This window comes from Massilia sp. HP4 (assembly GCF_005222695.1).
Lineage (GTDB): Bacteria > Pseudomonadota > Gammaproteobacteria > Burkholderiales > Burkholderiaceae_D > Telluria.
Genome location: NZ_STGG01000010.1, coordinates 218,405 through 242,964 on the forward strand (window position 1 = coordinate 218,405; position 24,560 = coordinate 242,964).

Consider the following 24,560-nt stretch of genomic DNA (forward strand, 5'->3'; position numbering starts at 1 on the left):
TCCAATTCTGAGTGGCAATATCAGACATCAGCCTCGTGAATATTAATCGAGCTGCCTCCCTAGCCAGCTATGGATCCCGTCAAGCGAACGGAATTCGGATACCGAACGGCAGGCGATTCCAGGGTGGCGCGATTGCAACATGCGCGCCAGCGCGGCGCCTGGCCCGAGCTCGAGCGCGACCGTGACGCCGGCCTCGACGCAGGCATCCATGCACTCGCGCCAGAGAATCGGTTCAGCGATCTGTCGCGGCAGGTCGCGCATTGCCTGCTTGGCATCGTGGACCGGTTCGGCCGAGATGCCGGACAAGACCGGGAACGCCGGGTTCGACCAGCGCTGGCCTTCGAGCACTGCGGCAAACGCCGCCACCGCGCCCTGCAACAGCGGTGTGTGCGAGGCCACGGCGACCGGCAGCAAGGTCGAGCGTCCGCCCGCCGCCAGGGCCGCCTCGGCCAATGCCTCACCTTGGGCGGCCGGACCGCCAGCCACCAGCGCATCGTCGCCGGTCACGATCGCGGCATGAAAGCCGAAACGGGCCAGCAGCGCATCGACGCTCCCATCGGGCATGCCGGACAGCGCGACCATCGCCTGCGCCGGCCCGCCCTCCAGGCAGGCATCCATCAATCGCGCGCGCTCGATGGCCAGCTTGACCGCATCGCCAGCATCGAGTGCCCCGGCGACGCCATAGGCCGTCACCTCGCCAATGCTGTAGCCGGCGACCAGCGCCGGTTCAGGGAGCGATGCACGCAGCGCGGTCCACGTCGCCAGGCTGGCCGCCACGATCGACGGCTGGGCAATGCGGTTGGCGAAACGCTCCTCGCCCTCGACCGACGCGCGCAGCGGCGGGCCGATGACCGGATCGCCGAACCAGTCGTCCAGCAGCCGGCTGGTGCCAGGGTCGAGGCGCGCCAGCTCGAACATGCCGGCATGCTGGGCGCCCTGGCCCGGGCACAGGATGGCAAGTCGGCCCGCCATGCTAGCTGACGGTCGCGGCCTGCAGCAGGCAGGCCGCGCCCAGGAGGTCGGCCGCGCCGCCCGGCGACAGGCGCGCCGCGACGAAGGTCCGGTGGCAGGCCAGCGCCCGCGCTTCCCAGTCCGGACAGGCGCTGCCGCCGCGGGCGACGAAGGCACGCGCCTGGCGCCGCACGGTCTGCGCACCGTCGGCTCCACCGCGGTGGTAGACATTGGTGTCGCTGATGTGAGCCATCAGCGCGAACAGCGCATCGATGCGCGCCTCGCGCATGCCGCGGCCAGCAGCCAGGGTGCGGCGCAGCGCCGGCAGGCCGATGTGGAAGACCGACGGGAAGCCGAGCGCGCCTTCGTCGCGCGCGCCGCTGGCGGCGTAGCGGCGCAGGGCCTGGGCGCCGTGCGAGCAGGCGCCGGCATCCACGCTATGCGCGCCCAGCTCGCGGCCCCAGCACTGGCGCAGCATGGCCTGCACCGCATGCGCCGTCAGCGCCATGCCGCTGGCCTGGCAGCGCCCGATCGCCGCGCACAGCATGCCGAGGCAGAAAATGGCGCCGCGATGGGTGTTGATGCCGGCGGTGGCGCGCAGCATGCGGGCCTCGGCCTCGATGCCCAGCCGCTTGAGCACGTGGAATGGTGCATCCGCCATGCCGGCCTGCGTGATCTCCGAAAAAAAGCGGCGCAGCGTGAACAGGCTGCGGATAAAAGTTTCGGCCGTCATGTCGGCGTGGCTGCCGTTGTCTACCAGCGAGACCAGGCCCGGCTTCGGATACAGCGCCAGTTCTGCGTACAGGCTGCGCACGGCCAGGCGCGCGATGCGCCCGGCGAAGGCGCGCTCGCTCGTCTTTGCGGCGCGGCGCACCACCGGCGTCGGTTGCAGGGCAATCAGTTCGGGCACGTTTCTTCCTCCAGCGTCGCGATCAGTTCTTCGGGCAGCACCAGCGCGATCCGGGTCAGCCCCTTGGTCAGCACGCGCGTGCCCGGCGCGCCGGCATAGGCCGCGCGCAGCTCCTTCCACGCGACAGCACGGCCGTCGGGGAATACCACCTCGCCATCGAGCGGCAAGATGCCCGCGTGCCAGGCCAGCAAGTCCAGTCCCTTCATCAACTGGCGGCGGCTGGTCGGTTGCAGCAGCACGTCGATATCGGAATGCGGGGTCAGGTAGTACTGGCCGGTCAGCGCCGCCAGCGCCACCGAGCCGTAGACCGCCAGGCCCACGCCGGCTTCCGCGGCCTGGCGCTCCAGCAGGGCCAGGCTGTCGCGCCACTGCTCCGGCACCGCGTCCAGCGCCGCGACCAGCGGCAAGGCACGCGTGCGGCGCTTGACGTCGGACAGCTCGACCCGGCAGCCCACCTTCAGCTTGCCGCCGTCCTCGATCCGCGGCGGCAACGGAAAGCCGATCGCGACCTCGTTAGGCGCCAGGTCGACTTCGGCGCGCCGCACGATGGCCGGCCAGCCGTTGTCGCGCCAGCGGTCGAGCGCCGCCAGCGCCGCCGGCGGCGCATGCGCGCGCACCTGTTGCCAGCCGCGGCTCGTCAGCCAGACCAGGTCATGCCGCGCGAACATGGCCGCCTGCCCTCACTGCGTCGGCCACCGGCTGCGCCAGCATGCGTCCGCCGCGCTCGCGTCCCAGCGCCATGCGCCGGTCTTCGTCGCGGGCTTCACCCAACGCGCGCACCAGCTGGCCGGCGAGGTCGTCTTCCCAGATGCCGTGCAGGCCGCCCATGCGCAGGTAGTTCTCGGGCCCTGGCGCGAATACCGGATTGTCCCTGGCCAGCTCGGTCAGGCGCTCCTCGGGCACCTTGGTGATGCGCGCCATCGCCGGGAGCCCCATCACGCGGATGGTCGACTGCGGCAGCGCATAGCAGGCGCTCGCGATCAGGCCACTGGTGATGAAGCCGCCCGACAGCGCCTGGTCGTACACCAGGCCGATCACCGTATGCCCGTGGCGCCGCGCCAGGTCGACGCACTTGCCCAGGTGGGCCATATAGCTGTTGATGCCCAACATCTCGTCGCGGTGGCGCAGGCGCTGGCCTTGCGTGTCGACCAGGATCAGGATCGGCCGGCCGGGATGCTCCTGCACGGTCTTGAGGATCGCCTGCGCCTGGGCCAGCGCGATCTCGATGCCGATCGGTGTGTGGCCGGTGGTGCCGATCACGGCGACCGGCTTGCCGTCGACCTGCGCGCTGCCGGACAAGAAATTATCGCGTTCGACGATGTCGTGACCGCCGGGGAACAGCTGGGTTGCCAATAACTGCCAGTCCATCATCTTGCTCCCGTGTTGGCTGCCACGCGGTGCCGCGCCGCCAGTTCGAGGAAAGCGTCGGCCTCCAGCATCGGCACCTTTGCCGGTTCCGGTATGCCGAGTTTTTTCCAGACGTCCATCGGTTCCGCCAATCCTTCGGCGTCCGACAGGCGCCGCGCCAGCATGGCCTGCTCGGCCAGCAGCCCATCCAGGGTCAGGCGCACTTCGCCGCCACGCGCATCAAAGATGGCGTCGATCGCCGCCTGGCGGAAGGCGCTCGACTCGTCCGCCACCAGCACCTGGCAATCGCCCAGCAGGTAGCGGTGCTTGCCGCCCGTGGTGCGCCAGACCAGCGCGCGGTCGCGCGAGTCGAATTCTTCGACGCCGTTGGCGGTCTCGATCACCTCGGGGCCGGACATGGCCAAGCGCCCTTCTTCGGACATGATGACGGTATTGGCGCAGCGCGCCGCGATGCCCATGCCGCCGAAGCAGCCGTTGGCGCCGCCCACCACCGCCACCACCGGGATCCCGGCGGCGCGCACGTCGAGCATGGCGCGCATCACCTCGGACACCGCGATCAGGCCGGCGTTGGCCTCGTGCAGGCGCACGCCCCCCGATTCCAGCAGCAGCAGCACCGCGTGCGCGTTCTCGTCGATCGCGCGGCGCAGCATGCCCACCAGCTTGGCGCCGTGGACCTCGCCCACCGCGCCGCCCATGAAGCCGCCCTCTTGCGCGGCGCCGAACACCAGCTTGCCATCGAGCTGGCCGCGACCGACGACGACGCCGTCGTCGAACGACACCGGCGCATCGAGCTGGGCCAGGTGCGGGCTTGCCACGCGTTCGCTCGGCGGCAAGAATTCTTCAAAACTGCCGGCGTCGAAGATGGCCGGGATGCGCTGGCGCGCCGTCAATTCCTGGTAGCTGCTCATGGTTGTCCTCCGGTGAGCGACTCTACCGCCTGGTCCAGCCGCAGGCTGACCACGGCCGGCGTGGCGCCCATGTCGTTGATGCTGATGCGCGCGTCGGCGAGACTCCAGCGATCGTGGAAATCGGCCATCACGGCCTGCCAGGTGGCGCCGAAGCCGACGGCCGCGGTGCGTACCTCGATCTCGCACGCGCCCTGCATGGGCGACGGCTCGATCAGTACTTCGAGATTGCCCGAGCCGACCACGCCCACCAGCTGCGGCATGCCGGCCAGCGAACGCTTGCCCTGCTCGAAACGGTATTTCAACGTTTCCATATTGTTTCCTCGTTGACCTCGGATGGCCCCTGTTACCAGTTCCTGAAGCGCTTCGGCGGGTCGTACAGGCCGCCGGAAGCGCGCACCAGGCCTTTCATGTTCTTGGCGGCCAGCAGGTCGCGGGTCGCCATGCGCTTGTCGATGCCCAGGTCTTCGGGGCGTTTGACGATGCCCCGGTCGCGCAGGTTCTCGACCATGCGTTTGTCGCGGCCCATGCCGACCGGCGTATAGCCGGCCACGCCGCGGATCGCCTGCTCGCGTTCTTCGTCGCTGCGGCACAGCAGCAGGTTGGCGATGCCCTCCTCGGTCAGGATGTGGGTGACGTCGTCGCCATAGATCATCACCGGCGGGATCGCCATATTCGCCTGCTCGGCCAGCTGCCAGGCGTCGAGTTTTTCCACAAAAGCCGGCGCCATGTGCTCGCGGAAGGTCTCGACCATCTGCACCACCAGCTTCTGCCCGCGCGGGATCGTGTTGCGGCCCGCGCGCGCCTGCTCGCCGGCTTTCAGCCAGGCCTTGCTCGGATGGCGGCGGCCGCGCGCGTCGGCGCCCATGTTCGGTGCGCCGCCAAAACCCGCGATGCGGCCCAGGGTAGCGGTCGACGAATTGCCCTGCAAGTCGATCTGCAAGGTCGAGCCGATGAACATATCGCAGGCATAGTGGCCGGCCGCCTGGCAGAAGGCGCGGTTGCTGCGCATCGAGCCGTCCGGGCCGACGAAGAACACGTCCGGCCGCGCGCTGATGTATTTTTCCATGCCCAGCTCGGAGCCGAAGGAATGCACCGACTCCACGAAGCCGGCTTCGATCGCCGGGATCAGGGCCGGGTGCGGGTTCAGCGCCCAATGGCGGGCGATCTTGCCTTTCAGGCCAAGGTCGGCGGCATAGGTCGGCAGCAGCAGCTCGATGGCGGCGGTGTCGAAGCCGATGCCGTGATTGAGGCGCTCGATCTCGTACTCGGCATAGATGCCCTTGATCGCCATCATCGCCATCAAGACCTGGATCTCGGAGATCTGGGCTGGATCGCGCGTGAACAGCGGCTCGATATAGTACGGGGTCGGCGACTGCACCACGTAGCCGACCCAGTCGCCCGGAATGTCGACCCGCGGCAGCTTGTCGACCACCTGGTTGACCTGGGCGATCACGATGCCGCTTTTAAAGGCCGTGGCTTCGGCGATCGCCGGCGTGTCTTCGGTATTCGCGCCGGTGTACAGATTGCCCTCGCGGTCGGCCATCTCGGCCGCCACCAGCGCCACGCGCGGCGTCAGGTCGATGAAGTAGCGCGCGAACAGCTCGAGGTAGGTGTGGATCGCGCCGATATTGAGCTTGCCGCTCTGGGCCAGCTTGGCCAGGCGGCCGGCCTGCGGGCCCGAGAACGAGAAGTCGAGCTTCGAGGCGATCCCCTTGTCGAACACGTCCAGGTGCTCGGGCAATGACAGTACCGACAGCAGCATGTGCAGGTCATGCACGCGGCCGGTATCGACTTTGGTGAGTGCCTTGCCCAGGAAATCGGCCTGCTTCTGGTTATTGCCTTCGAGGCAGACCCGGTCGCCCGGCTCCAGCACGGCGTTGAACAGCTCGACGATGTGCGAGGCCTGGACGATCTTGCCGTCCAGCGCCCCGCCGAGCGCCGCCTGGACCCGCGCCAGGCGCTCGCTGCGGTTGCGTTGCTGGTTGGTCCAGCGGCCTTCACTGTGATTCATGAGAGTTCCCGTTATTGCAAAATATGTGTGCCTGTCTTAGAACACCACGAACAGCACCCACAGCACGACCGGCGCCACCAGGGTAACGATACCGCCATAGATCATCAGCTGTCGCAGGAATACGTCGCGATCGATGCCCTGGGCGCTGGCCAGGACCAGTGCGCCATTGGTCGAGAACGGGCTGACGTCGACGATGGTCGACGCAACCGCCATGGCAGCGATGAAGCCGATCGGGTCGACGCCGGTGCCCGAGGCCAGGAACGGCACGGCCAGCGGGATCAGGGAGCCCAGCACGGCGGTCGACGAAGCGAAGGCCGAGACGACGGCGCCGACGAACAGCAGCAGCAGGGCCACGGTCAGCGGCGACGCCAGGCTGGCGGCGCTGTCGCCGACCCAGGTGATGGTGCCCATCTTCTGCATCACACCGACATAGGTACTGACCCCGACGATCAGCATGATCTCGGGCCACGACACCTGGCCGATGGCGCGCTTTTGCACCTGCGGCGACAGGATCGAGATCAACAGGCCGATGGTGATGGCGACGAAGCCGATGTCGAGCTTGTATAGCAGGGTCAGCACGGCCAGCGCGACCAGGCCGACCACGGTGAACATCTGGTGGAAGGTCGGGCCTTCATTCAGGTCGACCGCGGCGTTGCCGGCGGCCCTGCCCGCAGTGTTCCCAACTGCGGTGGCGCCCACGGCGCCGACGGCCGCGCTCGAGCGCTCCCTGGTCAGGCGCTCTTCACTGCCCGCTTCATTCTCGGCGTCGCCGTAGATCTGCGGGCCTTGCGCCGCCACCGCCACCGGCGGGCCGAAAGGCGAGACCGGCAGGCCCTTGCCCGAGCGCTCGGCCTTCGGCACCTGCTGGCGCATCAGCTTGGCGCCACCGAACACGAAGAACAGCAGCACCGACACCGCCAGGTTCACGCCCAGGCTGGTGAAGGCTGTGGTCAGTGGCGAAATCGGCAGCCCCGCCTCCATCACGACCTTGTTGGTGATGCCGCCATAGATGCTGATCGGCGAGAAGCCGCCGCCCTGGGCGCCGTGGATCACCAGCAGGCCCATCATGAGCGGGTTGATCTTGTACTTGGCGGCGAAGCCGAGCGCGATCGGGGCGATGATCGCGACCGCCGCAGGGCTCACCGCGCCGACCGAGGTGAGCAAGGCGGTGATCGCGAACATGACCCAGGGGATGGCCGCGATGCGCCCACCGACGGCGCGCACCGCGAGCCGCACCAGCCAGTCGATGGTGCCGTTGTTCTGGGCCTGGGCGAACAGGAAGGTGATCCCGACCAGGGTCAGGAACAGTTCGGCCGGATAGCCGGACATGATGGTCTTGGTTTCCATGCCGGCGATCAGGGTGCCGACCAGGAAGGCGCCAACGAAGGCAAGGACACCCATATTGATGGGCATGGCGGTGGCGATGACGAACATCAGCGCCAGTACGCAGATTGCAATGACATGAGAGGACACGGCGAGGCTCCTTCGAGGTGCGGCGCCGGCTCCAACCGGTGTTGCCGCGGGTGGTACGTCTCCAATGCATGATCCCGTGCGCGACCGCCTTCATGGGGGGCGACGGGCCGGGTCATGCTCTTTTTGTGCTCTTGCTAATTGTAGGTATGACGCCAAGGTAAACCCGATCGCCGCCGAGATCAATTACGCTCGATTGCCGATGTTTACTGTCAGCGAAAGTTTCGGCCCCGCACAGTGTGACCGCGAAACTTCGCTTGACCTTTTATTCAGTTTGCTCTTTAATTTCTGTATCAACAGAAATTACTGAAATCTATGAACTTGAGCGCCACCGAACAGAAATTCGTCCTCCACTGGGGAGAAATGGGAACCCGCTGGGGTGTCAATCGCACCGTGGCCCAGATCCATGCGCTGCTGTTCCTTACCCAGCAGCCGATGGCTGCCGAGACCATCGCCGAGACCCTGGGCGTGGCGCGCTCGAACGTCAGCACCAGCATCAGGGAGCTGCAGAGCTGGAGGCTGGTGCGCGTCAGCCATGTGCTGGGCGACCGGCGCGACCATTTCCTGGCCTTGCAGGACGTGTGGGAGATCTTTCGCATCATCCTCGAAGAGCGCAAGCGCCGCGAGATCGATCCGACCCTCTCCGTGCTGCGCGAATGCGCGATCGAAGGCGCGCAGGACGCCGAGCTCGATGACGAGGTACTGGCGCGCATGCAGGTCGCGCTGGATTTCCTCGAGATGTTCAGCGCCACCTTCCAGGATTACCAGCGCCTGCCGCCGGCGACGCTGCAGCGCATGCTCAAGATGGGCGGCAAGGTGGCGCGCTTCATCGGCCCCAATGGAAAGGACAAGGCATGAACCGCACGCCAGGCTCACCCACCGTGTTCGATCCGGTCCAGCGCACCGTCCTGGTGACCGGCGCCACCGGCTTCATCGGCCAGACGCTGGTGCAGGCGCTGCTGGACGACGGTCACCGGGTGATCGCGCTGACCAGGGACACCCAGCGCGCGGGCCGGCTGTTCGATGGCAAGGTGCGCCCCATCGCCGCCATGGATGCGCTATCGGCCGACGAACAGGTCGACGTCATCGTCAACCTGGCAGGAAGCCGGATACTCGGGCAGCGCTGGACGGCGAGGCGCCGCGAGGCGCTGCGCGCGAGCCGCGTCGGGCTGACCGGCGCCGTGGTCGACTGGATCGCGCGTTCCCGCCACAAGCCGCGGCTGCTGCTCTCGGCCTCGGCGATCGGCTACTACGGCATCCAGGCGCCGGGCATCGATGCGCAGCTGACCGAGACGGCGCCGCCGCAGCCGATGTTCATGTCCGACCTGTGCCGCGAATGGGAAGATGCCGCTGCCGTCGCGACGCAGCATGGAGTACCCGTGGAGTGCATGCGCTTCGGCCTGGTGCTCGGGCGGCAAGGCGCGCTGCCGATGATGCTGCTGCCAATCCGGCTGGGCCTGGGCGGCCGGCTGGGCAGCGGGCGCCAGTGGCTGTCGTGGATCCATGTCGACGACGTCATCGGCGGCATCGCCCATCGCTGGCGCCATGCAATGACGCAGCCTTCCAGCGGCGCCAGTGCGAACGCCACCAATTTCACCGCGCCCGAACAGGTCATGCAGGCCGCGTTCAGCCAGGCCGCGGCGCGCGTCTGGAAACGCCCCTGTTTCTTGCCGACGCCCGCCTGGCCGCTGCGGCTCGCGCTCGGCGAGCAGGCCGACCTGCTGCTGGAAGGCCAGCGCGTAACGCCGGCGCGCCTGCAGCGCGAAGGCTTCGTGTTTCGCTATCCCGACCTGGCGGGGGCCTTGCGCAGCCTGCGCTGATCCGGGCTCAACGCGGCGCGTCAGGTGCCAGATGGCTGGTGCTTCAGCATCCGGCACACCGCCGCCAGCGCCAGCAGGTTCGGATCGCGTTCGCGCACCCGCAGGAAGGACAGGCCAATGGTCTGCTGCATGCGGTAATCCGCCTTCAGCGGGATCAGCTGCACCTTGTCGCCGAAGGCATTGCGCACCCGGCCCGGCAGCAAGGTATAGCCGATGCCGGCCGCGACCAGGTTCATCAGCGAGAAGATGTCGCCCACGCGGGTGACGATGGTCGGCGCATAGCCGGCGATGCGAAACGCTTCCTGGAAGCCCTTGAGGGTCACGAAACCGTCCTTCAGGCATACGAATTTCTCGGACGCGCACTGGCGCAGGTCGACTTCCTTCATGCCGGCATACGGCGAACCGGCCGGTGCGGCGAAGAAGACATCGTCTTCGAACAGCGCGATCGACTCGATCTCGGGATCGGAGTCGGGCATCCCCATCAGCGCGGCGTCGATCGCGTTCTGCTTGAGTTTATGCAGCAGGTCGGCGTTCGAGCCGAGCACCAGCTCGGTCTCGATTTCCTGTTTGCGCAGCTTGATGCCGATGATGACTTCGGGGATCGCCCCGGTGGTCAGCGAATACAGGGAGCCGATCCTGAGGTGGTCGGCCGAATAGCCGGCCGCCGAGCGGGTCGCGGCGATCCCGTCCGCCATCATCTTGACCACTTCACGGCTCACTTCGGCCAGCACCTGGGCCGCCTCGTTCGGGATCAGGTTGCGGCCCTGGAGGCTGAACAGCTGGCAGCTCATGCCTTCTTCGAGCGAATGCAGGGCCCGGTGCACGCTCACCGCGCTGATGTCGAGCATGCGCGCGGCGGCGTTCAGGTTGCCGCCTTCCATATAGGCCAGCAGGATCTCGAGTTTGCGGAACGTGATGTCGTCGCTGATCTGGCTGCGCATGGATGCCTTTACAAGTGTGAACTGTGCGAGGATACCGCGCTCTTCAATTCGGCGCCAATGCGCCCTGCATGCCATCCTGGACGAACAGGCCGGGCGAGCTGTCGGCATACTCGCGCAGCACGTCCCACACCACTTTCACACGGCGCAGGCGGTACAGGTCGGTCGGCGCCGCCAGCCAGAACGAACGCTCGGCCGAGAAACCCGGCAGCACCGGCACCAGCCGGCCGTCGCCCGGCACCGCATAGGGCGGCGCCATCATCAGCCCCATGCCGAGCGAGGCCGCCTCGATCTGCGCCGTCATGCCCGAGCAGCACATGCGGCGGCGCGGCGTGAAACCGAGTTCGTTCAGGTAGGACAGTTCGCGGCTGGCCAGCCGGTCCTGCACATAGTCGACGAAATCGTGGCGCGCCAGGTCGGCCTGCTGGCGGATCGGCGGATGGCGCGCCAGGTAGCCCGGGGACGCGTACAGGTAGAAGCGGAACGAGGCCAGCCGCGTCACCACATAGCGGCCGGTGGTGGGCGGATCGAGCATCACGCCCAGGTCGGCCTCGCGGTTGGCCAGGTTCGCGAAGCGCGGCAGCGCCAGCAAGTCGATCTGCAGGTCGGGATGCTGGTCGAGCAGGCCGACCAGCAAGGGCGCGACGACCTTGACGCCGAATACCTCGGGCACGCCGAGCCGCACCACGCCGTGGGCCGCGACTTCGGCGCCGCCGATCTGTTCGGCCGCAGCCAGCGCCGCCCCTTCCATCGCCTCGGCATGCGGCAGCAGGGCCAGGCCGACCTCGGTCAGCTCATACCCCTCGCGCGAGCGGTCGAACAGGGTCGCGCCGAGCTGGGTCTCGAGCCGGTCGATGCGGCGCGCGACGGTCGTGTGCTCGACGTCGAGGCGGCGCGAGGCGCCCGACAGCGTGCCCGCGCGGGCCAGCTCCAGGAAGAACCGCAGATCCGTCCACTCGGGCAGCGTATTCATGAGATCGCTTGTCAGATATCAAGATGACACATTGTGCACTCGTGCACATTCCTTCTGCAAGCAAATTACCGACGATCCCTGCGGCGCCGCTGAAATGGTGCAATGCGGCATCTGTCCCTAGGAAAGCTCACCACGAAGGCCGACAAGCGGGCCGGAAAGCGGGCTGTGCATTAATGCACAACGGGGTGGGCGATCGTTGACTATTCAAGCAAACCCGACCTTGGCACACTGGTTGGCATGCGCTCGATCGCACGGATGCCATACCAAAAAATGAGGAGACTAGAATGCGTCTGACCAGGAACAAGATGAAGCTGCTGAACCAGTCCGCCGCCGCCCTGCTGGCGCTGTCCGGCGGGACGATGGGCGTGGCCCAGGCCCAGGATGCGGCCGGCCCGTCGGCCACCCCAGCAGCAGCGTCGGCCGAGGAATCCGTGTCGAAAGTGGTCGTCACCGCGCGCCGGCGCGAAGAGACCCTGCAGGACGTCCCGGTCTCGGTCACCGCGTTCAGCGCCGACCAGCTGTCCAAGCAGGCCGTGCCCGACGTGACCGCCCTGGCCCTGGCGCTGCCCAACACGACCCTCAAAGCCTCGCGCGCCACCAACAGCACGCTGACCGCCTTCATCCGCGGCGTCGGCCAGGCCGACCCGCTGGCCGGCTTCGAATCGGGCGTCGGCATCTATATCGACGACATCTACCTGGCCCGCCCGCAGGCGGCGGTGGCCGACATCTACGACGTCGAGCGCATCGAAGTGCTGCGCGGCCCCCAGGGCACGCTGTACGGCCGCAACACCATCGGCGGCGCCGTCAAGTACGTGACCCGCAAGCTGGGACCGCAGCGCGACGTGCGCGTGCGCGCCACGGTCGGCGAATACGGGCAAAAGGAAGCGGTGGTCACCGCCAGCACGCCGCTGACCGACACCGCCCGCGTCGGCGCCACCTTCGCCCGCTTCAAGCGCGATGGCTTCGGCGACAACCTGTACACCGGCAAGGGCAACTACGACAAGGACGTCACCGCCGGCCGCGTCTCGGCCGAATTCACGCCGAACCAGGACCTGTTCATCCGACTGGCCGGCGACTTCACGCAAGACGATTCGAATCCCAAGAACGGCCACCGCCTGATCGTCGGCCGCACCAGCGGCGCCCCGATCCTGGAAGACGTGTTCGACACCCGCGGCAATCTTACCAAGGCACTTGGCCACGACCAGGAAGTACGCGCCTACGGCGGTTCTGCCACCATCGAATACACCGTGAACAGCGAGTGGAGCGTCAAGTCGATCACGGCCGCACGCCGCGACAAATCGTATGCCCCGATCGACTTCGACGCCCTGCCCGTGGTCGACATGGAAGTGCCGGCGCTGTACACCAACCGCCAGTTCAGCCAGGAACTGCAAGTGACCTACAACGGCCCGCGCCTGCAGGGCGTGGCCGGCGTCTATTACATGGACGCCAACGCCTTCAACAAGTTCGACACCATCCTGGCCGGCGCCGTGCCGACCTCCACCTACACGATGGGCGACATCGACACGAAAGCCTGGGCCGCCTACTTCGACGGCAGCTACAACCTGACCGACACCGTGAGCCTGTCGCTGGGCGGCCGCTACACGGTCGACAAGCGCGAGGCCGACGTGCTGCGCCAGATCTATTTTGGCCTGGCCGGCTCGCCCGACATGGGCAATCCGGGCGCGATCCTGTTCCGCACCGACACCGACCTGCGGGGCGGCATGCTCGAGCGCGAGGACAAGAAGTTCACGCCGCGCGTGGCCGTCAACTGGAAGATGAACCCCGCCCACAATGTGTATGCCTCGTACTCCGAAGGCTTCAAGGGCGGCGGCTTCGATCCGCGCCTGAACGTGGTCGGCACCCGCATCCCGCTCGAGACGGCGCGCGCCGGCTATGCGCCCGAGACCATCGAGACCTATGAGCTGGGCCTCAAGTCGGCCTTCAACGGCGGACGCATCACGACCAATGCCGCCGTGTTCTACAGCGACTACGCCGATGTGCAGATTCCCGGCTCGGTGGCGATCGACTCCGACGGCGACGGCCGCGACGACAGCTTCGCCGGGGTGACCACCAATGCCGGCAAGGCCGAGATCAAGGGCGTCGAGCTGGAAGCGATCGCCAACATCACGCCCAACTTCATGCTGGCGGGGATGTACAGCTATATCGACGCCAAGTACAAGGAATACATCGTGGCGGGCGTGAACGTGGCCGACCAGCGCATCTTCCAGAACACGCCGAAGAATTCGGCCAACCTGCGCGCCAACTACGACATCCCCATGCCGATCATGGGCCACAACGGCCGCATCTCGCTGATCGGCAGCTGGTCGTACAAGGGCGCGACCGCCCAGTTCGAGACGCCGTCGATCCTGGACCAGGAGTCGTACCGGATCTGGGACGCGTCGATCGTCTGGACCCGCCAGGACGGCAAGGTGCGCGCCGGCCTGCACGGCAAGAACCTGGGCGACGAGCATTACAAGACCGCCGGCTATCTGTTCCCGACCCTGGGCAACGAAGGCACGCTGACCGCCTTCTACGGCAACCCGCGTACGGTCTCGGCCACCCTGGAGCTGCGCTTCTGACCCAGCAAACGGCACGGACGGTCATCGTCCGTGCCAAGGACCACTGAAGGATTCATCGAGCGTGTCGATCTTCTCCCCGATTACCTACACCAGCAGCGACGGACTCGCCCTGTATGCGCGTGACTACCACGGCGCCGGCGGGCCGGCCCGCCTCCCGGTCATCTGCATCCACGGCCTGACCCGCAACTCGCTCGACTTCGACGAACTGGCGCCGCAGATCGCAGCCCTGGGCCGCCGCGTGCTGGCAATCGATGTGCGCGGCCGCGGCCACTCGGCGCGCGACCCGAACCCGGCCAACTACACGCCACTGGTCTACGCCGCCGACGTGGTGGTCCTGATGCACGCGCTGGGCATCGCGCGCGCCGTCTTCATCGGCACCTCGATGGGTGGCCTGATCACGATGACCCTGGCGGCCCAGCGCCTCGACCTGGTGGCCGGCGCGGTGCTGAACGACATCGGCCCGGTGCTGTCGCCGCGCGGCCTCGCGCGCATCGCCGGTTACGTCGGCAAGGCCGGCACCTTCGCCAACTGGAACGAGGCCAGATGCCATGTCCGCGACATCAATGCCTGCGCCTTCCCCGACAACCCGGAGTCGGAATGGGACAAATGGGCCCAGCGCGCCTTCGAACAGCGCGACGACGGCCTGTTGTGCGCCCGCTACGACCCGGGTATTGCCCACAGCCTGCAAAACGGTAGACTTCCCCCAACCTCGCTGGCGCTGCGCATGGCGTTCCGGCGCCTGACGCGGCACCGCCCCACCCTGATGATCCGCGGCGCACTGTCCGACCTGGTCGAAGCCGAGCAGGCGGCCTGGATGCGCAAGGCGGCGCCCGGCCTGGCCTATGCCGAAGTGCCGAACGTCGGCCATGCGCCGATGCTCACCGAACCGGAAGCCTTCGAGGCGATCGGCGCTTTCCTGGCGCGGGTCCCATAGATAAACAAGGAGACAAGCAATGCAGCATCTGATCAAACCCCTCGCCCTGTCACTGACCTTCGCCTTCGCGGCCGGCGCCGCCCCCGGTGCCCTGGCCCAGGGCAAGGACTTCAAGGTCGCCCTCATCGCCGGCAAGACCGGCATCATGGAATCGTATGCGCGCGAGACCGAGGCCGGCTTCATGCTCGGTCTCGAGTACCTGACGGGCGGCACCATGGCCATCAACGGCCGCAAGATCAAGGTGATCGTCAAGGACGACCAGAGCAAACCCGACCTGGGGCGTACCCTCCTGGCCGAAGCCTATGGCGACGACCGGGTCGACATCGCCGTCGGCACGACGTCGTCCGGTTCGGCGCTGGCGATGCTGCCGGTGGCGAAGGAATACAAGAAAGTGCTGATCATCGAGCCGGCGGTGGCCGACGCCATCACCGGCGACAAGTGGAACAAGTATATCTTCCGCACCGCGCGCAGCTCGATGCAGGATGCATTGGCCGCGGCCAGCACCTTGAAAGGCGGCAGCATCGGCTTCCTGACCCAGGACTACGCCTTCGGTCGCGATGCGATCAAGGCCGGCAAGGAAGCGCTGGCCGCCACCGGCAGCGGCGCCAAGGTGGTGCATGAAGAATACGCGCCGCTGGCGACGACCGACTTCACCGCCTCGTCGCAGCGCCTGTTCGACGCGCTCAAGGACAAGCCGCAGCCGCGCATCCTGCAGATCGTGTGGGCCGGCCCGAACCCGATGAACAAGATCGCCGACCTCAAGCCCGAACGCCACGGCATCGTGCTGTCCCCGGGCGGCAACATCCTGCCGGTGATGAAGACCTGGAAGAACTTCGCCGGCACCCAGGGCACGATTTACTATTACTACGACTTCCCGAAGAACAAGATGAACGACTGGTTCGTCAAGGAGCATACGAAGCGCTTCAAGGCGCCGCCCGATATGTTCACGGCCGGCGGCATGGCGGCGGCGGGCGCGGTGGTCGCGGCCTTGTCGAAGGTCCCGGACGGCAATGGCGACAAGATGGTGGCGGCGATGGAGGGCATGAGCTTCGAGACCCCGAAGGGCACGATGACGTTCCGCAAGGAAGACCACCAGGCGATCCAGCCGATGTACCACTTCCGTATCAAGAAGGACCAGAAGAGCGAGTGGGACCTGCTGGAACTGGTGCGCGAGATCCCCGCCAGCGAAATGCCGCTGCCGGTGAAGAACAAGCGCTGACATGACGGGCTCCACTCCACCGACGCCTTCGCTGTCGACCCGCGACCTGACCATCCGCTTCGGCGGGCACGTCGCGGTGAATGCGGTGACGGCGGATTTCCATCCCGGCACCCTGACCGTCATCGTCGGCCCCAACGGCGCCGGCAAGACCACCTACTTCAACCTGGTCTCGGGCCAGCTGGCGGCCAGCAGCGGCACGGTGGCCCTGCACGGCCGCGACATCACGCGCGATGGCGCGGCCAGGCGTACGCGGCTCGGCATCGGCCGCGCCTTCCAGCTGACTAACCTGTTCCCGCACCTGACGGTGATCGAGAACGTGCGCCTGGCGGTGCAGAGCCGCGCCGGCATGGGCCTGAACTTCCTGTCGATCTGGTCCAGCCACAAGGAGCTGATCGCGCGCGCCGAGCACTACCTGGAACGGGTGGCGCTGATGGGGCGGCGCGACATGTTCGTGGGCGCCCTGTCGCATGGCGACCAGCGCAAGCTCGAAGTGGCGATCCTGCTGGCGTTGGAGCCCTCCGTGATGATGTTCGACGAACCCACGGCCGGCATGAGCGTCGACGAAGTGCCGGTGGTGCTCGACCTGATCCGCCAGGTAAAGCTGGAATCGAACAAGACCGTGCTGCTGGTCGAGCACAAGATGGACGTGGTGCGCCAGCTGGCCGACCGCATCGTCGTGCTGCACAACGGCACGCTGGTGGCGGACGGCGATCCGCGCGAAGTGATGCAATCGAAGATCGTACAGGAAGCCTATCTTGGAACACCCGAACCCGAACATGCTGGCGCCTGAACCAGAGGTGCGTGAGCCGCTCCTGAGGCTGTCCGGCGTCCATACCCATATCGGCCAATACCACATCCTGCAAGGCGTGGACCTGGTCGTGCCGCGCGGCGAACTGGCCGTCCTGCTGGGCCGCAACGGTGCCGGCAAGACCACCACCCTGCGCACGATCATGGGCCTGTGGAAGGCCAGCGCCGGCAGCATCCATTTCGACGGCCGCGACATCACCAGGATGGCCACGCCCGACATCGCCCGCGCCGGCATCGCCTATGTGCCCGAGAACATGGCGGTGTTCTCCGAACTGACGGTGCGCGAAAACCTGGTGCTGGCCGCCCGCAACGGCCCGCTGGACCAGGCCCGGGTCGACTGGATCTGCGGCTTCTTCCCGGCCCTGCGCAAGTTCTGGAACTACCCTGCGGGGAACCTGTCGGGCGGCCAGAAGCAGATGGTGGCGATCGCGCGCGCGATCGTCGAAACGAGAAAGCTCCTGCTGGTCGACGAACCGACCAAGGGCCTGGCGCCGAGCATCGTGCAAAGCCTGATTGCGGCCTTCCGCGAACTCAAGGAACGCGAGACCACGATCCTGCTGGTCGAGCAGAATTTCAATTTTGTGCGCTCGCTGGGCGACAGCGTGGCCGTGATGGACGACGGCCGCGTGGCCCATGCCGGCAAGATGGCCGCGCTGGCGGGCGACGCCGCGCTCCAGCAGCGCCTGCTCGGCCTGTCGCTCGACTCCCACCAATAGGATCAGACATGAGTGCAATCCTCCCCGCTGCCAAGGCAGATCCCCAGGCCGATGCACCGCTGCCGGCTGCCAGGCGCGACATCGCCCCGCTGCTGCTGGTGCCTGCGCTGATGCTGGTCATGCTGCCATTGGTCGGCAGCTTTCCCACCTGGCTCACCCTCACCGTCGCCGGCCTGGCAATGGGCATGATGATCTTCATCATGGCCAGCGGCCTGACCCTCGTGTTCGGCCTGATGAGCGTGTTGAACTTCGGCCACGGCGCCTTCGTCGCCGTCGGGGCTTTTTCCGCCACGCTGGTGCTGCTGCCGATGCGCGGCTGGCTCGAGATGGATTCGCTCCTGATCAACCTGGGCGTGCTGGCGCTGGCGGTCACGCTGGCGATGGTCGTCACGGGCCTGCTGGGCTGGGCCTTCGAGCGCATCATCGTCAAGCCGGTCTATGGCCAGCACCTCAAGCAGATCCTGATCACGATGGGGGGCATGATCGTGGCCGAGCAGCTGATCCATGTGATCTGGGGCGCCGAGACGATCGCCCTGCCGCTGCCGACCGCGCTGCGCGGCGCCATCCTGCTGGGCGACGCCGCGGTCGAGAAGTATCGCCTGGTCGCGGTCGTGGTCGGCCTGGTGGTCTTCGTCGCCATGTTCCTGGTGCTGAATCGCACCAAGATCGGCCTGCTGGTGCGCGCCGGGGTCGAGAACGGCGAGATGGTCGAGGCGCTCGGCTACCGCATCCGGCGCCTGTTCGTGGCCGTGTTCGCGGCCGGTTCGGCACTGGCCGGCCTGGGCGGCGTGATGTGGGGCCTGTACAAGGAAACCCTCACGGCCGCGATGGGCAGCGAGATCATGGTGATGATCTTCATCGTGATCATCATCGGCGGCCTGGGTTCGGTGGGCGGCTGCTTCATCGGCGCGCTCCTGATGGCGCTGGTGGCCAACTACACCGGCTTCCTGGCCCCCAAGATTGCGCTGGTCTCGAGCATCATCCTGATGATCTCGGTCCTGCTGTGGCGCCCGGCCGGGCTGTATTCGAACTCACGGAGCTGACCTCTCATGCTGCATCGACTTCTTTCCGGCGACCTGCCGCGCAGCCGCATCCTGACCGGCCTGCTGCTGGCGATCCTGCTCGGGCTGGCGCTGGCGCCCTTCCTGACCTCGGGCGCGCGCCCGCTCAACACGGCGGCCACGATCTGCATCTACATCGTACTGGTGGCGTCCTACGACCTGCTGCTGGGCTACACCGGCATCGTCTCCTTCGCTCACACCATGTTCTACGGCATCGGCGCCTATGGCATCGGCCTGGCGCTGGCCCGCGTCGACGAGCCCACCTGGGGCGTGGCGATGACGGGCCTGGGCATCGCGCTATTGCTGGCCCTGGCCCTGGCGCTCGTGGTCGGCCTGTTTGCGCTGCGCGTGCGCGCGATCTTCTACGCCATGATCACGCTGGCTGTCGCTTCTTCATTCGCCGTGCTGGCGTCGCAGCTGTCCGACCTGACCGGCGGCGAGGATGGCGTGACCTTCAGCGTGCCCGAGGTGCTGTCGCCGAGCTTTTTGCTGTTCGAGAACGAAGTCTTCGGGCGCTACATCGACGGCAAGGTGATCACCTATTACCTGGTGTTTTTGGGCTGCCTGCTGCTGTTCCTGTTCCTGCTGCGGCTGGTGAATTCGCCGTTCGGCCGGGTGCTGCAGGCGATCCGCGAGAACGAGTTCCGCGCCGAGGCGCTGGGCTACCGCACGATGGTCTACCGCATCTGGGCCAACTGCCTGGCGGCGCTGGTGGCCTGCCTGGCCGGCGCCCTGATGGCGCTGTGGCTGCGCTATGTGGGTCCCAAGACCTCGCTCGGCTTCGAGGTGATGACCGACATCCTGCTGATCGTCGTCATCGGCGGCATGGGCACCATGTATGGCGCGGTGATCGGCGCCACCCTGTTCATCCTGGCCCAGAACTACCTGAAGGAACTGATGGCCCACGGCTCGACCGCGCTCGACGGCGTCCCGCTGCTGGCCGCGGCCCTGCATCCGGATCGCTGGCTGCTGTGGCTGGGCGTGCTGTTCATCCTCTCCATTTACTTCTTCCCGATCGGGATCGTCGGCAAGCTGCGCGTGCGGGCGTGGCTGGCGCGGCGCCGGGCGCCACCCGGCTGAGGCCGCGCCGCCTTGCATGCAGGCGCCGCATCCGAACCGCGGCGCACCGCGTATCTATACGCGGGATGGATCACCCCGGTTCATTCCATCGACGAATGGATGAACGAGCGGCGACATCATGCAAAGGAAAATCTTGATCGTGGGCGGCGGCATTGCCGGCCTTTCACTGGGCCTGGCCCTTGAGCAGCGCGGCATCGCGGCCGACGTCGTGGAGCGCCTTGCCGCCCCATCTCCCTCCGGCACCGGGCTCTACCTCCCCGGCAATGCCACGCGCGCCATCGCCAGCCTGGGCCTGCTGGACCGGGTACGCGCCAACGCCGCGGCCGTGCCCAGCCAGGCCATCCTGGATCGCCGCGGCTGGCGCCTGACCGAGACGATCACGAGCGACGTCTGGGCCCGTTGCGGTCCCTGCCTGTCGCTGCCGCACGCGCGCCTGCACGCCATCCTCGGCGCCGCCTTCGGCGAATCGCGGGTCCGCCACGATGTCTCGGTCGCGGCCATCGACCAGTCCAGCGGCCTGTGCGAGGTCGCCTTCACCGACGGCCGCTCGGCCTTCTACGACCTGGTCGTGGGCGCCGACGGCATCCATTCCGGGGTGCGCCGGATCGTCCGCCCCGACGTCAGGCCGCAGTACGGGCGGCAAGTCTGCTGGCGCTTCATCACGCACAACGTGACCGCCATCGAAGGCTGGACCGCCATGCTGGGCAATGGCGCCACGCTCCTGGGCATTCCCGTGAGCGACACCCAGGCCTATGTCTACGCCGACCTGACCCTGCCGGCGGGCGCGGATCCCGAATCGTTCCGCCACGCCAGCCTGCCGGAGCTGTTCCATGCATTTGCCGCGCCCCTGCACCGGCTGCTCGAACGGAGCCAGCACGATGAGGCGCGGGTCCACTTCGGCCGTCTCGGCCAGGTCGACATGGACGACTGGGTCCAGGGCCGGGTCGTGTTCATCGGCGACGCGGCCCACGCCGCCTCGCCCAATATGGCGCAGGGCGCGGCGCTGGCGCTCGAGGATGCGCTGGTGCTGGCCGAAGTCCTGGCTGCCGGGCAGGACCTCGACCCCGCGCTGGCCGTGTATTCCGAGCGGCGCCGGCACCGGGTGCGCTGGGTCCAGCGCCAGTGCGCGACCAGGGACAAGATGCGCGCCCTTCCCGCACTGGCGCGCGCCGCCATCTTCGGCATGTTCGGCGACCGGCTGTACCGGCGCAGCTATGCGCCGCTGCTCGCGCCGCCCTGAGACGGAGCCTCGGCGCGTTTCCGCGCGCGCCTCATCTGATTTCCTTCCAGCATGGACTTGCAGAATTGCAAGCGCTTTGATCAAGTTCCATCGCTCTATTTGAGGGACGTGGCACATGCTGCACGACGCCCTCAACCAGGATCAAGAACGCGGCCATTGTCATTCTTATCATGAAGATGTCATGGCCTCGTCGTCAGCCAGCGCGGGGAATCCCATCCTTCTGGCCCAACCACCTCCATTCCATGAAACGACTGAACATCATGATCGCAACCGCGGTCGTCAGCGCGGCCGCGTCCGCGCCGCTGGCCGCCCAGGAAGGCGTCGAGATCCTCAACGAAGGTTTCGACGACCTGGCCGGCCTGGCCAGCTGGGACCGCATCAACCGCAGCACCCCGCCCGGCCTGTCCTGGTTCCAGGGCAATACCGACATCTTCCCGCCCCAGGCCGGCGGTCCCGGCTCCTATGCCGCCGCCAACTTCCTGGGCGCGGCCAATGGCATGGGCGTGGTCGACAACTGGCTGATCACGCCCACGCTCACCCTGAGCGGCCTGACCACGCTGTCCTTCTTCACCAACCGCGAACTGGCCGACGGTTTCGACGACCTGATCGAGGTGCGCTTCGGCGCCGGCAGCGGCACCGATGCCGCCTCGTTCGACACGCTGCTGGCCACGATCGGCGGCGACGATGCCTTCCCGGCCGACTGGAGCCAATGGAGCGCCAACCTGACGGTCGAAGGAGAAGGCCGCTTCGCCTTCCGCTATCTCGGCGACGCCGCCAACCTCAGCTATATCGGGCTGGACACGGTGCGGGTCGTGACCGCCGTGCCCGAACCGGGCAGCCTGCTGATGCTGGCCGGCGGCCTGGGCGTGCTGGGCCTGATGCGGCGCAAGGTCGGCCCAGCGCGCGGCCCGGCCAGCCGCCAATGAATCCAAGGAGATCCTCGATGCGCATCCATTCCCCCCTTGCCATCCCGATGCTCTGGCTGGCCCTGATTTCCCTGTGCCAGGCCGCGCCGCCCGCTCCCCCGGCAGCGGCGCCGCAGGCATCCCCGCAGCCGGGCCTGACCGTCGTGCGCGACGCCGAGACCGGCGAGCTGCGCGCGCCGTCGGCCGCCGAATCCGCGGCGCTGCGGGCCCAGACCGCGGCGCCCAGCGCGCGCCCGCCGCTGCCGGCGCTGGTGACCGGCGCCGACGGCCGCGAAAGCGTCCGCCTCGGCAACAGCCGTCTCGTGTATTCGGTCGTCAAGCGCGGCCCCGACGGCAAGGTCGACCACCAATGCGTCGAAGGCGCCGATGGCGTCCACGCCCATCTCAACCATGGCGCGCCAGGCGGCGCGCAGGAGAAAGCCCGCCATGATCACCGCTAAGCTCCCGATCCGTCTTTCGGCCGGCGCGCTCGCGCGCCTGGCGGCGGTCGCACTCCTGTTCGCGGCCGCCATCGCCGCCATCGCCTGGCCCGGCGTGGCGCATGCCGCCACCATCGTGATCGTCAACCAGAACGCGCCGGGCGTGGGCTTCAACGATCCCACGCCGGCCCAGCCGGTCGGAGGCAACCCCGGCACGACCCTGGGCGAACAGCGCCTGATCGCCTTCCAGCATGCGGCCGACACCTGGGGCGCGACGCTCGACAGCGACATCCCGATCCGCATCGACGCGGCGTTCGAGCCGCTCAGCTGCAACGCCACCAGCGCCGTGCTGGGCGCGGCCGGCGCCACCGAAGTCTGGGCCAACTTCCCCGCCGCGCCGCGCACCAATACCTGGTATCCGGCCGCGCTGGCGGCCAAGCTGGCCGGCGAAGACCTGACCGAGCCCGGGGATGCGCACATCGTCGCCACCTTCAATTCGCAGCTCGGGCTCACGCCCACCTGCGTCCCGGGCCTCACCTTCTATCTCGGCCTGGACAACAACGCCGGCGCCCAGATCGACCTGGTCGCGGTGCTGCTGCACGAGATCGCGCACGGCCTCGGGTTCCAGTCGTTCACCGACGACGAGACCGGCCTCACCCTGCTCGGCCGGCCCTCCATCTGGGACCACTACCTGCTCGACAACCGCAGCAACCGCACCTGGGCCCAGATGACGAGCTCCCAGCGCGCGGCCTCGGCCAGGGCCTGGCGCGGCCTGTCCTGGAATGGCGCCAACGTCACCGCCGCGGTGCCGGGCGCGCTGGGGCCGTTGCCGGTGCTGTCGATCAGCGGCGGCGCGGCGGGCGCCGCTTTCGGCCGGTATGCGGTCGGCGTGGCCGCCTTCGGCACGCCGCTCGGCACGACCGCGTTCAGGGGGGAGGTGATGCCGGTGGTCGACCAGGCCAACGGCAACGGCCTGGCCTGCACCACCCTGAGCGCCGCCAATGCGCAGACCGTGCGCGGCAAGGTCGCGCTGGTCGACCGCGGCGCCTGCGACTATGCGGTCAAGGCGCGCAATGTGCAGGCGGCCGGCGCCACCGGCATGATATTGGCCGACAGCGTGGCGGGCGAAGTGGCCGGCATGCCGGGCGAGGCGCCCGACGTCACCATTCCCTCGGTGCGCATCACGCGCGCCGACGGCCTGCGGCTCAAGACCGCGCTGCAGACCCGTTCGCGCACCATGTCGGGGGTGATGGCGCGGATGTCGATCGATCCCGAGCGCCTGGCCGGGGCCGACGACCAGCGCCGCATGCTGATGTACAGCCCGACCGTCAATGCGCCCGGCTCGTCGGTGTCGCACTACACGACCGAGGCGAGCCCGAACCAGTTGATGGAACCATCGATCAACGCCGACCTGTCGCACGAGATCGCGCCGCCGCGCGACCTGACCCTGCCCCTGCTGCTCGATATCGGCTGGTGACGGTGTAGCACTGCGCCGGGCGCGCAGCGCTAATAAAAAAGCCGGCCGCCCTCGAGGGCGCCGGCTTTTATCTTGCGCGAAGTGACAGGGCCGGGCTTAGCCCTGCGCACCCTTCTTGAACGCTTCCACGCCGTTGACCAGCTCGGCCTTGGCTTCGTCGATGCCGGCCCAGCCCTCGATCTTGACCCACTTGCCTGGTTCCAGGTCCTTGTAGTGCTCGAAGAAGTGCTGGATCTGCTTAAGGCGCAGTTCTTCCACGTCGTCGAGCGACTGGATTTTTTTGTACATCGGCAGCACTTTTTCGACCGGCACCGCGATCACCTTGGCGTCGCCGCCACCGTCGTCGGTCATCTTGAGCACGCCCAGCGCGCGGCAGCGCACCACCACGCCCGGCGGCAGCGGGAATGGGGTGATGACCAGCACGTCGCACGGGTCACCGTCGTCGGCGACGGTCTGCGGCACGTAGCCGTAGTTGCACGGATAGTGCATGGCCGTACCCATGAAGCGGTCGACGAAGATCGCGCCGCTGTCCTTGTCGACCTCATATTTGACCGGATCGGCGTTCATCGGGATTTCGATGATGACGTTGAAGTCGTTCGGCACGTCTTTGCCGGCTGGGACGTTATTCAAGCTCATGGAGGGTCCTTGGTTGCTGAAGAATCAATGATAGGCCGTCATTATAGCGAAATGGCCTTCGCGCGTGCGGTGCAACATGGCCCAATGGTGCGAGTTGGCCAGGCAGGGCCCAGCGGC

The 24,560-nt window shown here is 67.5% G+C and carries 24 protein-coding genes; 13 read left to right on the forward strand and 11 right to left on the reverse strand.

Features of this window, described 5'->3' with window-relative positions; translation table 11 throughout:
- Window positions 1–42: 42 nt before the first annotated feature.
- Genes E8M83_RS03720 through E8M83_RS03755 form a run of 8 tightly spaced genes read right to left on the reverse strand, consistent with a single transcriptional unit; the run spans window position 43 to window position 7,621 of the window.
- Window positions 43–972 (reverse strand): ACP S-malonyltransferase, encoded by a 930-nt coding sequence (locus E8M83_RS03720; RefSeq protein WP_137172036.1) that lies wholly within the window; start codon window positions 970–972, stop codon window positions 43–45.
- Window position 973: 1 nt separating this feature from the next.
- Window positions 974–1,861 (reverse strand): triphosphoribosyl-dephospho-CoA synthase MdcB, encoded by an 888-nt coding sequence (gene mdcB, locus E8M83_RS03725; protein ID WP_137172037.1) that lies wholly within the window; start codon window positions 1,859–1,861, stop codon window positions 974–976.
- Window positions 1,849–2,529: a malonate decarboxylase holo-[acyl-carrier-protein] synthase gene (mdcG, locus tag E8M83_RS03730; RefSeq protein WP_137172038.1), complete on the reverse strand. Its 681-nt coding sequence runs from the start codon at window positions 2,527–2,529 to the stop codon at window positions 1,849–1,851. The genes mdcB and mdcG overlap by 13 nt, the downstream gene beginning before the upstream one ends.
- The gene (locus E8M83_RS03735; RefSeq protein WP_137172072.1) at window positions 2,513–3,229 is read right to left on the reverse strand and encodes a biotin-independent malonate decarboxylase subunit gamma; all 717 of its coding nucleotides are present in this window, start codon (window positions 3,227–3,229) and stop codon (window positions 2,513–2,515) included. The genes mdcG and E8M83_RS03735 overlap by 17 nt, the downstream gene beginning before the upstream one ends.
- Window positions 3,229–4,137: a biotin-independent malonate decarboxylase subunit beta gene (locus tag E8M83_RS03740; protein WP_137172039.1), complete on the reverse strand. Its 909-nt coding sequence runs from the start codon at window positions 4,135–4,137 to the stop codon at window positions 3,229–3,231. The genes E8M83_RS03735 and E8M83_RS03740 overlap by 1 nt, the downstream gene beginning before the upstream one ends.
- A complete protein-coding gene (mdcC, locus tag E8M83_RS03745) occupies window positions 4,134–4,448 on the reverse strand; it encodes a malonate decarboxylase acyl carrier protein (protein ID WP_137172040.1) in 315 nt (104 codons plus the stop codon). The genes E8M83_RS03740 and mdcC overlap by 4 nt, the downstream gene beginning before the upstream one ends.
- Window positions 4,449–4,480: 32 nt before the next feature.
- Window positions 4,481–6,148, reverse strand: a complete 1,668-nt coding sequence (gene mdcA, locus E8M83_RS03750) for a malonate decarboxylase subunit alpha (RefSeq protein ID WP_137172041.1) — start codon at window positions 6,146–6,148, stop codon at window positions 4,481–4,483.
- A 36-nt stretch (window positions 6,149–6,184) separates the two neighbouring features.
- Window positions 6,185–7,621 carry an SLC13 family permease gene (locus E8M83_RS03755; RefSeq protein WP_137172042.1) on the reverse strand — a complete coding sequence of 479 codons (1,437 nt, stop codon included), beginning with the start codon at window positions 7,619–7,621 and terminating at the stop codon, window positions 6,185–6,187.
- 312 nt (window positions 7,622–7,933) lie between these two features.
- On the opposite strand from E8M83_RS03755, the gene E8M83_RS03760 reads away from it, so the two are divergent.
- Together E8M83_RS03760 and E8M83_RS03765 are read left to right on the forward strand one after the other, a co-directional pair.
- A complete protein-coding gene (locus E8M83_RS03760) occupies window positions 7,934–8,476 on the forward strand; it encodes a GbsR/MarR family transcriptional regulator (RefSeq protein ID WP_137172043.1) in 543 nt (180 codons plus the stop codon).
- The gene (locus E8M83_RS03765; RefSeq protein ID WP_137172044.1) at window positions 8,473–9,438 is read left to right on the forward strand and encodes a TIGR01777 family oxidoreductase; all 966 of its coding nucleotides are present in this window, start codon (window positions 8,473–8,475) and stop codon (window positions 9,436–9,438) included. The genes E8M83_RS03760 and E8M83_RS03765 overlap by 4 nt, the downstream gene beginning before the upstream one ends.
- Before the next feature lie 20 nt (window positions 9,439–9,458).
- On the opposite strand, the gene E8M83_RS03770 is transcribed toward E8M83_RS03765, so the two are convergent.
- Window positions 9,459–10,379 carry a LysR family transcriptional regulator gene (locus E8M83_RS03770; protein ID WP_137172045.1) on the reverse strand — a complete coding sequence of 307 codons (921 nt, stop codon included), beginning with the start codon at window positions 10,377–10,379 and terminating at the stop codon, window positions 9,459–9,461.
- Between the two features lie 43 nt (window positions 10,380–10,422).
- The gene (locus tag E8M83_RS03775; protein WP_137172046.1) at window positions 10,423–11,349 is read right to left on the reverse strand and encodes a LysR family transcriptional regulator; all 927 of its coding nucleotides are present in this window, start codon (window positions 11,347–11,349) and stop codon (window positions 10,423–10,425) included.
- A gap of 284 nt (window positions 11,350–11,633) precedes the next feature.
- On the opposite strand from E8M83_RS03775, the gene E8M83_RS03780 reads away from it, so the two are divergent.
- The 11 genes from E8M83_RS03780 to E8M83_RS03830 all read left to right on the forward strand — a co-directional run bounded on the left by E8M83_RS03780 (window position 11,634) and on the right by E8M83_RS03830 (window position 23,807).
- Complete coding sequence (locus E8M83_RS03780) at window positions 11,634–13,928, forward strand: TonB-dependent receptor (RefSeq protein ID WP_137172047.1); 2,295 nt, start codon at window positions 11,634–11,636, stop codon at window positions 13,926–13,928.
- A gap of 61 nt (window positions 13,929–13,989) precedes the next feature.
- On the forward strand, window positions 13,990–14,862 hold the full coding sequence (locus E8M83_RS03785) for an alpha/beta fold hydrolase (protein WP_137172048.1): 873 nt from the start codon (window positions 13,990–13,992) through the stop codon (window positions 14,860–14,862).
- Between the two features lie 19 nt (window positions 14,863–14,881).
- Window positions 14,882–16,081: a substrate-binding domain-containing protein gene (locus E8M83_RS03790; RefSeq protein ID WP_137172049.1), complete on the forward strand. Its 1,200-nt coding sequence runs from the start codon at window positions 14,882–14,884 to the stop codon at window positions 16,079–16,081.
- Window position 16,082: 1 nt separating this feature from the next.
- Entirely contained in the window at window positions 16,083–16,871 is a 789-nt protein-coding gene (locus E8M83_RS03795; RefSeq protein ID WP_137172050.1) for an ABC transporter ATP-binding protein, read from the forward strand.
- On the forward strand, window positions 16,858–17,604 hold the full coding sequence (locus E8M83_RS03800; protein ID WP_137172073.1) for an ABC transporter ATP-binding protein: 747 nt from the start codon (window positions 16,858–16,860) through the stop codon (window positions 17,602–17,604). Before E8M83_RS03795 ends, E8M83_RS03800 begins: the two co-directional genes overlap by 14 nt.
- 8 nt (window positions 17,605–17,612) lie before the next feature.
- Window positions 17,613–18,647, forward strand: coding sequence for a branched-chain amino acid ABC transporter permease (locus E8M83_RS03805; RefSeq protein ID WP_137172051.1), 1,035 nt, complete (start codon window positions 17,613–17,615; stop codon window positions 18,645–18,647).
- A 6-nt stretch (window positions 18,648–18,653) separates the two neighbouring features.
- A complete protein-coding gene (locus tag E8M83_RS03810; protein WP_137172052.1) occupies window positions 18,654–19,745 on the forward strand; it encodes a branched-chain amino acid ABC transporter permease in 1,092 nt (363 codons plus the stop codon).
- Between the two features lie 118 nt (window positions 19,746–19,863).
- A complete protein-coding gene (locus tag E8M83_RS03815) occupies window positions 19,864–20,985 on the forward strand; it encodes an FAD-dependent monooxygenase (protein WP_206077424.1) in 1,122 nt (373 codons plus the stop codon).
- A 242-nt stretch (window positions 20,986–21,227) separates the two neighbouring features.
- On the forward strand, window positions 21,228–21,911 hold the full coding sequence (locus tag E8M83_RS03820) for a choice-of-anchor J family PEP-CTERM protein (RefSeq protein ID WP_137172053.1): 684 nt from the start codon (window positions 21,228–21,230) through the stop codon (window positions 21,909–21,911).
- 17 nt (window positions 21,912–21,928) lie between these two features.
- Window positions 21,929–22,351 carry a post-PEP-CTERM-1 domain-containing protein gene (locus tag E8M83_RS03825; protein WP_137172054.1) on the forward strand — a complete coding sequence of 141 codons (423 nt, stop codon included), beginning with the start codon at window positions 21,929–21,931 and terminating at the stop codon, window positions 22,349–22,351.
- Entirely contained in the window at window positions 22,338–23,807 is a 1,470-nt protein-coding gene (locus E8M83_RS03830; RefSeq protein WP_137172055.1) for a PA domain-containing protein, read from the forward strand. The genes E8M83_RS03825 and E8M83_RS03830 overlap by 14 nt, the downstream gene beginning before the upstream one ends.
- 96 nt (window positions 23,808–23,903) lie before the next feature.
- Here E8M83_RS03830 and ppa read toward each other — a convergent pair whose 3' ends face one another.
- Complete coding sequence (gene ppa / locus E8M83_RS03835) at window positions 23,904–24,443, reverse strand: inorganic diphosphatase (RefSeq protein ID WP_137172056.1); 540 nt, start codon at window positions 24,441–24,443, stop codon at window positions 23,904–23,906.
- Between the last annotated feature and the right edge of the window lie 117 nt (window positions 24,444–24,560).

Excerpts from the sequence above, each read along its gene's own strand:
- E8M83_RS03740 (WP_137172039.1), bottom strand. The coding sequence starts at position 4,137 with ATGAGCAGCTACCAGGAATTGACGGCGCGCCAGCGCATCCCGGCCATC.
- E8M83_RS03795 (WP_137172050.1), top strand. The coding sequence starts at position 16,083 with ATGACGGGCTCCACTCCACCGACGCCTTCGCTGTCGACCCGCGACCTG.
- E8M83_RS03780 (WP_137172047.1), top strand. The coding sequence starts at position 11,634 with ATGCGTCTGACCAGGAACAAGATGAAGCTGCTGAACCAGTCCGCCGCC.
- E8M83_RS03810 (WP_137172052.1), top strand. The coding sequence starts at position 18,654 with ATGCTGCATCGACTTCTTTCCGGCGACCTGCCGCGCAGCCGCATCCTG.
- E8M83_RS03805 (WP_137172051.1), top strand. The coding sequence starts at position 17,613 with ATGAGTGCAATCCTCCCCGCTGCCAAGGCAGATCCCCAGGCCGATGCA.
- ppa (WP_137172056.1), bottom strand. The coding sequence starts at position 24,443 with ATGAGCTTGAATAACGTCCCAGCCGGCAAAGACGTGCCGAACGACTTC.
- E8M83_RS03800 (WP_137172073.1), top strand. The coding sequence starts at position 16,858 with ATGCTGGCGCCTGAACCAGAGGTGCGTGAGCCGCTCCTGAGGCTGTCC.
- mdcC (WP_137172040.1), bottom strand. The coding sequence starts at position 4,448 with ATGGAAACGTTGAAATACCGTTTCGAGCAGGGCAAGCGTTCGCTGGCC.
- E8M83_RS03765 (WP_137172044.1), top strand. The coding sequence starts at position 8,473 with ATGAACCGCACGCCAGGCTCACCCACCGTGTTCGATCCGGTCCAGCGC.
- E8M83_RS03770 (WP_137172045.1), bottom strand. The coding sequence starts at position 10,379 with ATGCGCAGCCAGATCAGCGACGACATCACGTTCCGCAAACTCGAGATC.
- E8M83_RS03735 (WP_137172072.1), bottom strand. The coding sequence starts at position 3,229 with ATGGACTGGCAGTTATTGGCAACCCAGCTGTTCCCCGGCGGTCACGAC.
- E8M83_RS03825 (WP_137172054.1), top strand. The coding sequence starts at position 21,929 with ATGCGCATCCATTCCCCCCTTGCCATCCCGATGCTCTGGCTGGCCCTG.
- E8M83_RS03790 (WP_137172049.1), top strand. The coding sequence starts at position 14,882 with ATGCAGCATCTGATCAAACCCCTCGCCCTGTCACTGACCTTCGCCTTC.
- E8M83_RS03775 (WP_137172046.1), bottom strand. The coding sequence starts at position 11,349 with ATGAATACGCTGCCCGAGTGGACGGATCTGCGGTTCTTCCTGGAGCTG.
- E8M83_RS03820 (WP_137172053.1), top strand. The coding sequence starts at position 21,228 with ATGAAACGACTGAACATCATGATCGCAACCGCGGTCGTCAGCGCGGCC.
- E8M83_RS03830 (WP_137172055.1), top strand. The coding sequence starts at position 22,338 with ATGATCACCGCTAAGCTCCCGATCCGTCTTTCGGCCGGCGCGCTCGCG.
- E8M83_RS03815 (WP_206077424.1), top strand. The coding sequence starts at position 19,864 with ATGCAAAGGAAAATCTTGATCGTGGGCGGCGGCATTGCCGGCCTTTCA.
- E8M83_RS03760 (WP_137172043.1), top strand. The coding sequence starts at position 7,934 with ATGAACTTGAGCGCCACCGAACAGAAATTCGTCCTCCACTGGGGAGAA.
- mdcA (WP_137172041.1), bottom strand. The coding sequence starts at position 6,148 with ATGAATCACAGTGAAGGCCGCTGGACCAACCAGCAACGCAACCGCAGC.
- E8M83_RS03720 (WP_137172036.1), bottom strand. The coding sequence starts at position 972 with ATGGCGGGCCGACTTGCCATCCTGTGCCCGGGCCAGGGCGCCCAGCAT.
- mdcG (WP_137172038.1), bottom strand. The coding sequence starts at position 2,529 with ATGTTCGCGCGGCATGACCTGGTCTGGCTGACGAGCCGCGGCTGGCAA.